The following is a 9,747-nucleotide window of genomic DNA, read 5'->3' as shown; positions in this document are numbered from 1 at the left end:
AATTATGGATTTTTTACAGTAAACCGTCTCTTTCCAGTTGCCGCAAATGCTCTACTAAAGTTTGCTCCACTGGCAAATATTCCATCTGAAGATCCTTTTTACTGTAGGAATTATCGAAATTTAGGGAATAACCTACATTTCTTTTGACATACTTCCAGGTAAACCCTTGCAAGGGGCCAAAAAGATAGATTAAGAATTTAGGCAAGTACGATTTAGGCAAAGAGTATTTATCTCCGAAGGTTTTACCCAACAAAGAAGCCATTTCTAAAGTGGCCATGGATTCTGCAACAGTAATATGTCGTCCACTGGCTTGGGGCAAAAATCCTGCTTGAAGATGGGCTTTGGCGACATCTCTCACATCTACTATTCCAAAACACAAGTGAGGCAATCCCATTCGAAACTTACCACTGCCCATCGACCGCATAAAGTCAATACTAATTGAGTCTGTTCTCTTAGTTAAAGAAGGCCCCATAATAAAACCCGGATTAATGACTACCAAGTCCCACTGATCTTGCTCTCCAACCATTTTCCAGGCTTCCTTTTCCGCTAATGTCTTGGAATAAGAATAGGGTTGGTGCGTCAAGGAACTACTATGATTCCAATTCTCTTCATTAGCTGCCCCACCTGGAATTTCTTGTATATCAGCCGCATCTCCATAGACTGCAGCCACACTGGAAGTGAGCACAATCCGTTTTACTGATGAAGTTTCATTTGCTGATTGAAGTACATTTCTGGTTCCCTTCAAGGCGGGATCTATCAACTGTTTTTGAGCATCCTTTACCTTCAGAAAAAAAGGAGATGCAGTATGAATGACCAACTCACAACCTTTCATGGCTTCTTGAAAAGAGCCTAACTGCATCAAATCAGCTTCAAACATCTTCAAAGTACCAGGAGTCTGATCTTCCAGTCGAAGTAAATGTTCAAATCTTTGTTTATTACTTAAGTTTCTTACCGTTGCGTGAACTGTATGCCCTTTCTCCAACAACTCTTTTACTACCCAGGAGGCAACATATCCACTGGCCCCTGTAACCAAGACCGGGCTTTGCGGATTAATCTCTTTCATCTTAATTATATTTATTGACGTTTTGATAAAATCTTATTTACTAAACAAACCTGTTGAGATCCCCTCATTTAAAATCATTAAACCTTAAAAAATTTAAAGCTAAAAATCATCTCTCTATTCCTATTCACTTTTCTTTGGTTTTCATAAAGTATGCTTTATAGGCATTTAGGTAAAGTTGGTTTTAAAGATTTTCAAAATAAAAAAATTACTTCACTACTACTGCTGTACCACTGGCACTTACCATGAGCATACTTGCGTTAGACCCAATAGTTTCATAATCCAGATCTATTCCAATTACCGCATTGGCACCCAGTTTTCGAGCATTTTCCTGAAGTTCTGCAAGAGCATCCTCTTTAGCCTGACGAAGAACTCTTTCGTACGAACCTGACCGTCCACCAACAATATCTGTAATACTGGCAAAAAAATCTTTAAAAACATTTGCTCCAATGATAGCCTCTCCAGTTACGAGGCCGACATAGGCAGTTATTTCTTTTCCTTGCAAAGTAGGAGTTGTAGTAATAATCATAACAATTAATTCTTAGTCAAAATTACAATAAAATATTCATTACAGATGAAAAGTAATTTGCAAAAAACAATGAAATTATAGGAAAAGAAATAAATCATTTCATAAAAACATAAATTTTTTGAATATTATTATACTTCTCAATATACATAGTATTTTCCATTCTAAACTCAAAAAAGGATGAAGAATATTCTTTTTTTAGATATCGAAACTGTAGCAAGCAACTCTGATTACAATAACCTGGATGAACGATTAAAATATCTATGGAAAGAAAAAGCATCCCGAATAAACAATGAAGAAGGATCTGACCCTGAAGAACTGTTCAAACAGAGAGCCGGTATATTTGCAGAATTCGGAAAGATAGTGGTAATAGCAGTAGGCAGCATTAGGACCGACAAAAATGGGCCACAATTGAGGGTAAAAGCCCTTAGCTCTAACAACGAACATCAACTCCTTTCTGATTTTAAAAACCTACTGGAGAAATTTAACCAGGATCAACTTTTGCTATGCGCCCATAACGGCCAAGAATTTGACTTTCCTTTTCTCTGCCGCCGAATGTTAATTAATGGTATTAGTTTACCTCAGGTTTTAGACATATCAGGCAAAAAGCCCTGGCAGGTCCCTCATTTGGACACACTACAACTTTGGAAATTTGGTGATTTTAAAAATTACACTTCATTAGATCTTTTGGCAGCAGTTTTTGGAATAGATTCTAGCAAAAACCAAATCGATGGTAGCATGGTAAATGAGGTTTATTATAAAGAGGGTGACTTGGATAAAATTACCGAATACTGCAAACAGGATGTTGTGGTTCTTGCCCAGGTTTATCGAAAAATTAAAGGGCTGCCCTTAGTAAAAAAAGAACAAATTGCTTTTGTTTAAAATAAGCATTATTAATATAAACAACTATTTCAAATTATTGATTTTTACTTCTTTTATGGTTCAAAATTATTGCCAATTCCTTTTAATTTCAAAACTAATTTTTTCTTTCCTAACAGAAAATTTTGGACATTTTTTTAGAATAATGAATACGTAATCACTAGGTTAAAAATTTTGGAAAGACAACCTTGCTAAAGAATAATCTTTCGAAATACACAATAATTTGAATGATTTTTTTATTCCAATTCCCTATTTCCTAATTATCTTTGCTAGACCTATTCAAATATCTTAAACATTAAATTCTTAAAAAAATACCCAATGTTTGATGCAATAATATATACTGAAAGAAGGGAAAAGTTAAAAATTAAGCTTGGTTCAGGAGTTGTACTCCTTCTTGGAAATGAAGAAAGCGGGATGAATTATAGAGACAACTGGTACCCATTCCGACAAGACAGCACATTTCTTTATTACTTTGGTTTAAATCAAGCTTCCCTAGCAGCCGTTATTGACATAGATGAAAACCGTGAGGTAATTTATGGAGATGAATTAACAGTAGAGGACATTGTCTGGACCGGTACCCAGCCCACTATTCGCGAAAAGGCGAATTCCTGTAACGTAAACCATACCGCCCCCTTGAATGACTTGATTCCCTTTTTAAAAAATGCTCAAAGCAAAAACCGAAAGATTCATTTCTTGCCTCCTTACCGTCCAGAAAACAAATTAAAGTTAATGGACTGGCTGGAAATTCATCCAACTGAGGTGAAAGAAAAAGCATCAATCCCTTTAGTTAAAGCAGTAGTAGCCCAACGATCCATCAAATCACCTGAAGAAATTCAGGAACTTGACAAAGCGGTTAGTATTACTGCTAAAATGCATCGTCGTGCCATGGAGATTGCACGTCCAGGTATGAAGGAAAAAGAAATTGCAGCTCTATTGATGCAAATCGCCCGTTCCGAAGGACTTGGATTATCCTTTCCTCCTATTACAACTATTAATGGGCAAACCCTGCATAATACTTATTATGAAAATACACTTACCAATGACCACATGTTACTGGTAGATGCGGGAGCAGAAACCACCATGAATTATGCTGGAGACATGACTCGCACATTTCCAGTAAGGGGTTACTTTAAACAACAAGAAAAAGAAATTTATGAGATCGTTCTGAATTCCATCAATGCCGCTGCTGACATGTTACAGCCTGGCATTTTGCACCAAGATGTTTATTTCCGAGCCTGCGAAGTTATTGTAGAGGGACTAAAAGATTTGGGCATCATGCAAGGTGATCCCCAAGAAGCCGTGCAAGCCGGAGCCCACGCCTTATTCTTTCCTTGTGGTCTAGGGCACATGATGGGTTTGGATATTCATGACATGGAGGACCTAGGAGAAGAATATGTTGGGTATGACGATAAAATCAAGAAAGGCACACAATTCGGCTTAAAATCTCTTCGTCTGGGGAAAAAATTAGAGCCCGGATTTGTATTAACCACTGAACCAGGCATCTACTTCATTCCTGAATTAACTGAATTATGGAAGGCCGAAGGTAAGTTTACCGATTTCATCAATTATGAAAAATTAAAAAGTTATTCACATTTGAATGGCTTCCGTATTGAGGACAATTATGTGATTACCGAAAAAGGTAAACGCTTATTAGGTGATCCTGTTCCAAAAACAGTTGAAGAAGTGGAAAAATGTAGAAAAAGTAGTAGCCAAGAAGTTCCTGCCTAAGAAAATTGGGGTATTCAAAATTTTTGAATGCTCCTTTTTTAACTTCCACAGAAGATAAAAAAACAACACTTGAACCTTGTTTTCTCAAACTCCTTTTGTCAACTATAATATTGGAAACTAAATAAAAATTTAAGAAAGGAAGTATTTTAAGTAATCCACCTCCATTATTTTGTTGGTGTTAGATTGGTTTACTTTTTCACAAACTCAATATTCCTCCTTAGCCCCTCCAATTTGGTGCGCTTTACCGGCGATTTCCTGAAAATCTCATTAAAAACTTCTCTGCTGATGTCCTCCCATTCACCTTTATCCATTTCCTCCATCAAAGAATGGGGTTTAAAGGCCGGTTCTTGATGACTTTTGGCAAAACGATTCCAAGGACAGACATCCTGGCAAATGTCACAACCAAAGATCCAGTTTTCAAACTTTCCTTTTACCTCCTGAGGAATTTCCTCTTTTAATTCAATCGTGAAGTAAGAAATACATTTGCTTCCATCTACCACATAAGGTTCAGGAATGGCATTTGTAGGACAGGCATCCATACATCGCGTACATGTCCCGCAATAATCTTTTACCGGACCATCATATTCCAATTCGAGGTCAATGATCAATTCTGCTAAAAAGAAAAAACTTCCCATTCCCTTATTTATGAGAAGGCTATGCTTTCCAGTCCACCCCAAGCCACTTCTTTCAGCCCAGGTCCTTTCCATAACGGGAGCCGAATCTACAAAGGCCCTACCCGAAACTTCCCCGATTTCTACCTGAATGAAAGCCAACAAGCTTTTTAGCTTATCTTTCAACACAAAATGATAATCCTTCCCATAAGCATATTTGGCTATTTTAAAATTTTCCTCCTTTGCCAAATCCTTTTCTGGAAAATAATTAAAGCCCAAACTAATGACAGATTTGGCCCCTTCCACTAGTTTTCTTGGATCAAGACGCTTGTCAAAATGGTTTTCCATATAACCCATTTTCCCATGCATACCGGCCTTCAACCAGCTTTCCAATTTTGGCGCCTGATCTTCCAGAAATTCGGCCTTAGAAATACCACAAAACTCAAAACCTAATTCCCTGGCTTTTTCCTTTATCAATCGTGTATACCTTTCCTTCCCCGCCATTGTTTTTTTTATAAAGCAGAATCAGTCAAATAAAGTGCCTGTTTGCGTAGGTGGAACAATTTTCAGATGCTTATAAGCCAATTCGGTAGCTTCCCTCCCTCTCGAAGTTCTTTTTATGTAACCTTCCTTTATTAAAAAAGGCTCATATACTTCTTCAATGGTTTCAGCTTCTTCGCTACACGCAGTGGCAATGGTAGAAATTCCCACAGGGCCTCCTTTAAATTTCTCAATTATGGTCTGCAAAATGCGGTTATCCATTTCATCCAAACCATTATGATCTACATCTAAAGCTGTTAATCCCATCTGGGCAATTTCTCTTGTAATAGTTCCATCTCCTTTAATTTGAGCGAAATCCCTGGTTCTTCGTAAAAGGTTATTGGCAATTCTCGGCGTTCCTCTACTCCTTCGGGCAATTTCAAAAGCAGCATCGGCCTTTATGGGAGTGTTCAAAATAGCAGAAGACCTTTCCACAATTTGAGTCAATAATTTGGCATCATAATACTCCAAACGCGCATTGATCCCAAATCGGGCTCTCAAAGGAGAAGTTAACAAACCGGACCGTGTAGTTGCTCCAATTAAAGTAAAGGGATTCAGACTAATCTGCACAGAACGGGCATTGGGTCCAGAATCGAGCATTATATCTATCTTATAATCCTCCATAGCCGAATACAAGTACTCCTCCACAATAGGGTTCAACCGGTGTATCTCATCAATAAATAAAACTTCTCCCTCTTCCAAATTAGTCAACAAACCAGCCAAGTCAGAAGGTTTGTCCAATACCGGTCCGGAAGTAATTTTAATACTTGATCCTAACTCATTAGCTATAATATTGGAAAGAGTTGTTTTTCCTAATCCTGGAGGGCCATGTAACAGCACATGATCTAATGGCTCTTCCCGAAGTTTGGCAGCTTGCACAAATACCTTAAGGTTTTCCACCACTTTATCCTGTCCTGAAAAATCTTCAAAACTCAGAGGCCTAAGCGCTCTTTCTATCTCCAGTTCCGAGGAACTAAAATGTTCATTATCAGATTTTAGATAATCTTCACGCATATTTACCTATTAATTTGGTCTAAATTAGGTATAAGCCTGTTATTTTCACAAATAACTTTAAATTTGCCCCAAAATTATTAAAAATGATTAAGGAAATTCTCAATAGAAGAAGAATACTCCCCCTCTTGTTTATGATTGGAGTACTTCTTGCCCTAAGATATTACAACCAGCAAAAACCAAGACTGGTAACACTAAATGGTCAAACGATGGGCACTTTTTATTCCATAAAGTATATTTCCAAAGGAGGAATCAATTATCAAGCCTCCATAGATTCCCTATTAAAGGTATTCAATCAGTCCTTATCCACTTATATTCCAGAATCAGAGATCTCACAATTTAACCGAGGTTCTGAATTTCAATTTGACTTGCCATTTTTTTACCCGGTTTTACAAGCTACCCAAGAAATTTATGAAAATACAGAAGGGGCATTTGACCCAACCATTATGCCCTTAGTAAGGGCATGGGGATTTGGACCTGGAGAGCGAATTGAGCTGGACAGCGCAGAAGTAGATTCCTTAAGAGAATTAATCGACTTTAAGCATATCCAGTTTGATAATAAACAGGTCAGAAAAGACCTGAAAAATGTAGAACTAGATTTCAGCTCTATTGCCAAGGGGTATGGAGTAGATGTTGTGGCCGACTATTTGAAAGATCAAAGCATTCAAGATTTGATGGTCAATATTGGAGGGGAAGTGGTATGCAAAGGCCTAGGCCCTACGGGAAAAATATGGCGCATAGGTATTGATGTGCCAAAAACTGGGAATGAAGAAGTTAAAGCCGTGGTAGAACTAAAAGATCGGGCCATTGCCACCTCAGGAAATTATCGAAACTTTTATATTAAAGATGGAGTAAAATACGCTCACACCATCAGCCCTTTTACAGGCTATCCGGTAACCCATTCCCTTTTAAGTGCTTCAGTTTTTGCCAAGGACTGCATGAGTTCTGATGCTTATGCCACGGCTTTTATGGTTTTAGGAATGGAAAAATCTATTGAAATTTTGGATAAACATCCTGATTTGGATGCCTACCTAATTTATAGTGATAGAGAGGGCAACTTACAGACTTATGTAACAGAGGGAATAAAACCATTCATTTCCGAACCAAATTAGGCGTTTATTTGAATCGAGAATTTAAATATTATTTAGCTTTAATAATAAATTTTTAACTTCTTCTAACCCAAAAGGTAATTTTTCAGTATACAAACACAATTTGTAAACTCATTATTTGTTTTTGTTCAAGTAAACTCTTTAGATCATTGAGTTTAAATACGAATAGAATTTAAATACGGTAAATACACTATCAAAAATTTGGAAATAAAAACACCGAAATTAGCTTCTTCCAGAGAAAACTGCATGAAACAGGATTTCTCTATAACCGGAGAAAAGGGAATAAAAAATACTTCTACTCCATTAAATTCAACTCTTTCGAGGGAGTGGTTTGGAGAATGGTTTGACTCCCCCTATTATCATATTCTTTACAAAAACCGAAACTTCGAAGAAGCCTCTGCCTTTGTCAATAAATTGGCAAAACACCTTCAACTCAATTCCTCCCACTCCATTCTTGATTTAGCCTGTGGCAAGGGGCGGCATGCTATTCATCTTAACCAAATGGGTTTAGATGTCATTGGAATTGATTTATCAAGTGAAAATATAAAAGCTGCTAATGCCTTTTCAAATCCTAGGTTGAAATTTTTTCAGCATGATATGAGACAAGCATTCAGAACAGAATATTTTGATTATATCCTGAACATGTTTACCAGCTTTGGGTATTTTGAAAAAGAAGAGGAAAACCAAAAGGCCATTTCCGTTGCCGCTGAGGGGTTAAAAAAAGAAGGAAAGTTAATTATTGACTTTCTAAACCCCGATTTTGTGCGTGATCAAATGATTGAGAAGGAGAAAAAAGTAATCGAGGGAATTACTTTTCATATCACCAAAGAAATAGACCTTGACAATTTTATTCTGAAAACCATAAAATTTAATGACCGAGGACAAAATTTTCGTTTTCAGGAAAAGGTAAAGGCTATCAGTCAGGATAAATTCATCTCATACTTTGAAAAAGCAGGCCTCAAACTAGAAGCTCTTTTTGGAGATTATCAACTTGGTCCCTTTAATCCAAACAGTTCAGAACGAATGATTTTTATAGCTAAAAAACCATAAAAAAGATTTTATTGGAACTTAAAAGTCATCTATCCCAATATAAAAGTCGATATTATACTTCTTTAATTTTCCCTTTCACTAAAGGGAAGGATTTTTAGCATTAAATTTCTAACTTGCAACATTGTTTCAAAAACCTACTTCCACTTTTATTCAAAAAACATTAGGAATGAAAGTGGAAAAGGGACACTTGTGAAAAGCCAATGTTATTTAACAGTACCATATTAATACTTTCTGCCTTTTTGGGTGGAATGGGGGTATTTCTTATTCCCAAGATTAAAACAGAACATTTTAAACTTTCACTAATATTTTCAGGTGCTTACCTATTTGCTATTACCATTACCCACATTTTACCAGACTTATTCACAACCACAAGAGCGGCATCAAACACAATAGGTATTTTTGTTTTGCTGGGTTTTTTCATGCAGTTTCTACTCGAACATTTTACAGCCGGAGTAGAACATGGGCATTTGCATCAGCACGGATCACATACACACGATCACAGTGGCCGTCCCGTATTTTTATTGGCAGCCCTTTGTTTACATGCTTTTCTGGAAGGAACTTTATTTACCTTTCCCCAAAACCTGAATGGCCATAACCACACAGGTGGCTTACTTTTAGGTATTTCTCTTCATAAAATTCCGGCTGCCTTTGCCCTGATGTCTGTTCTTTTTCACCAACTTAGAAGCAAACAAGCAGCTATTAGTTTTTTAACCATCTTTGCTTTGGCTTCTCCATTGGGCATATGGGCAGCACAAATCTATCAAACCAACACTTTAATTTCCCACGAGTTTTATCCCTATATTTTTGCATTGGTTTGTGGGAATTTTTTACACATTTCGACAACCATTTTATTTGAAAACAGCCCAGAACATAGTTTTAATAGCAAAAAACTACTTTATAGCCTTTTGGGTTTTCTGTTAGCCATAGGAATAGAGCTATTTAATAATTAGCTTATCTTAATTGCACAACAACCTTAATATTGTAAAGGGACTATTTTGCTAAAAAAAATAACAGTTTGTCCCTTAATGCCCCCAATCCCCATCCATCTTAAAAGATGGATTATCATATATAATGTAGTCATCAATATCTATCGGAAGCAGTTTCATATACTTTTCTATCCGGTTTCTAATGGCTTTAGTTTCCGGCCTAGCATTGGACAAGCCCGCCAGGGTGATCCCTTTAGCATTGGACTGATCGGGATATTTTTTTTTCATGAGTTCATGTCGGAATAGC

The 9,747-nt window shown here is 36.9% G+C and carries 10 protein-coding genes; 5 read left to right on the top strand and 5 right to left on the bottom strand.

Translation table 11 applies throughout. From position 1 onward, the window contains the following. Positions 1–13: 13 nt before the first annotated feature. Positions 14–1,063, bottom strand: a complete 1,050-nt coding sequence (locus E1171_RS14795; protein ID WP_155206820.1) for an SDR family oxidoreductase — start codon at positions 1,061–1,063, stop codon at positions 14–16. A 205-nt stretch (positions 1,064–1,268) separates the two neighbouring features. Continuing rightward, positions 1,269–1,589 (bottom strand): heavy metal-binding domain-containing protein, encoded by a 321-nt coding sequence (locus E1171_RS14790; protein ID WP_155206819.1) that lies wholly within the window; start codon positions 1,587–1,589, stop codon positions 1,269–1,271. 177 nt (positions 1,590–1,766) lie between these two features. Between E1171_RS14790 and E1171_RS14785 the strand changes: the two genes are divergently transcribed. Together E1171_RS14785 and E1171_RS14780 are read left to right on the top strand one after the other, a co-directional pair. Continuing rightward, positions 1,767–2,468 (top strand): 3'-5' exonuclease, encoded by a 702-nt coding sequence (locus E1171_RS14785; RefSeq protein WP_155206818.1) that lies wholly within the window; start codon positions 1,767–1,769, stop codon positions 2,466–2,468. Between the two features lie 315 nt (positions 2,469–2,783). Then, positions 2,784–4,193, top strand: a complete 1,410-nt coding sequence (locus E1171_RS14780; RefSeq protein ID WP_155206817.1) for an aminopeptidase P family protein — start codon at positions 2,784–2,786, stop codon at positions 4,191–4,193. Between the two features lie 188 nt (positions 4,194–4,381). On the opposite strand, the gene queG is transcribed toward E1171_RS14780, so the two are convergent. Together queG and ruvB are read right to left on the bottom strand one after the other, a co-directional pair. Further along, positions 4,382–5,308: a tRNA epoxyqueuosine(34) reductase QueG gene (queG, locus tag E1171_RS14775; protein ID WP_155206816.1), complete on the bottom strand. Its 927-nt coding sequence runs from the start codon at positions 5,306–5,308 to the stop codon at positions 4,382–4,384. A gap of 21 nt (positions 5,309–5,329) precedes the next feature. Continuing rightward, positions 5,330–6,358, bottom strand: coding sequence for a Holliday junction branch migration DNA helicase RuvB (ruvB, locus tag E1171_RS14770; protein WP_155206815.1), 1,029 nt, complete (start codon positions 6,356–6,358; stop codon positions 5,330–5,332). 83 nt (positions 6,359–6,441) lie between these two features. Between ruvB and E1171_RS14765 the strand changes: the two genes are divergently transcribed. The 3 genes from E1171_RS14765 to E1171_RS14755 all read left to right on the top strand — a co-directional run bounded on the left by E1171_RS14765 (position 6,442) and on the right by E1171_RS14755 (position 9,464). Beyond that, on the top strand, positions 6,442–7,467 hold the full coding sequence (locus tag E1171_RS14765) for an FAD:protein FMN transferase (RefSeq protein ID WP_155206814.1): 1,026 nt from the start codon (positions 6,442–6,444) through the stop codon (positions 7,465–7,467). Between the two features lie 198 nt (positions 7,468–7,665). Further along, positions 7,666–8,514, top strand: coding sequence for an SAM-dependent methyltransferase (locus E1171_RS14760; protein WP_246164358.1), 849 nt, complete (start codon positions 7,666–7,668; stop codon positions 8,512–8,514). A 200-nt stretch (positions 8,515–8,714) separates the two neighbouring features. Next, entirely contained in the window at positions 8,715–9,464 is a 750-nt protein-coding gene (locus E1171_RS14755) for a ZIP family metal transporter (protein ID WP_155206812.1), read from the top strand. A gap of 72 nt (positions 9,465–9,536) precedes the next feature. Here E1171_RS14755 and E1171_RS14750 read toward each other — a convergent pair. Beyond that, positions 9,537–9,747 (bottom strand): hypothetical protein (locus E1171_RS14750; RefSeq protein WP_222931510.1); only part of this gene is annotated, 211 nt, incomplete at its 5' end.

Origin of the sequence: Xanthovirga aplysinae (assembly GCF_009711365.1) — a bacterium.
Taxonomy (GTDB): domain Bacteria; phylum Bacteroidota; class Bacteroidia; order Cytophagales; family Cyclobacteriaceae; genus Xanthovirga; species Xanthovirga aplysinae.
This window is presented reverse-complemented; position numbering and strand designations above follow the sequence as displayed.

Excerpts from the sequence above, each read along its gene's own strand:
- E1171_RS14795 (WP_155206820.1), bottom strand. The coding sequence starts at position 1,063 with ATGAAAGAGATTAATCCGCAAAGCCCGGTCTTGGTTACAGGGGCCAGT.
- E1171_RS14790 (WP_155206819.1), bottom strand. The coding sequence starts at position 1,589 with ATGATTATTACTACAACTCCTACTTTGCAAGGAAAAGAAATAACTGCC.
- E1171_RS14785 (WP_155206818.1), top strand. The coding sequence starts at position 1,767 with ATGAAGAATATTCTTTTTTTAGATATCGAAACTGTAGCAAGCAACTCT.
- E1171_RS14780 (WP_155206817.1), top strand. The coding sequence starts at position 2,784 with ATGTTTGATGCAATAATATATACTGAAAGAAGGGAAAAGTTAAAAATT.
- queG (WP_155206816.1), bottom strand. The coding sequence starts at position 5,308 with ATGGCGGGGAAGGAAAGGTATACACGATTGATAAAGGAAAAAGCCAGG.
- ruvB (WP_155206815.1), bottom strand. The coding sequence starts at position 6,358 with ATGCGTGAAGATTATCTAAAATCTGATAATGAACATTTTAGTTCCTCG.
- E1171_RS14765 (WP_155206814.1), top strand. The coding sequence starts at position 6,442 with ATGATTAAGGAAATTCTCAATAGAAGAAGAATACTCCCCCTCTTGTTT.
- E1171_RS14755 (WP_155206812.1), top strand. The coding sequence starts at position 8,715 with ATGTTATTTAACAGTACCATATTAATACTTTCTGCCTTTTTGGGTGGA.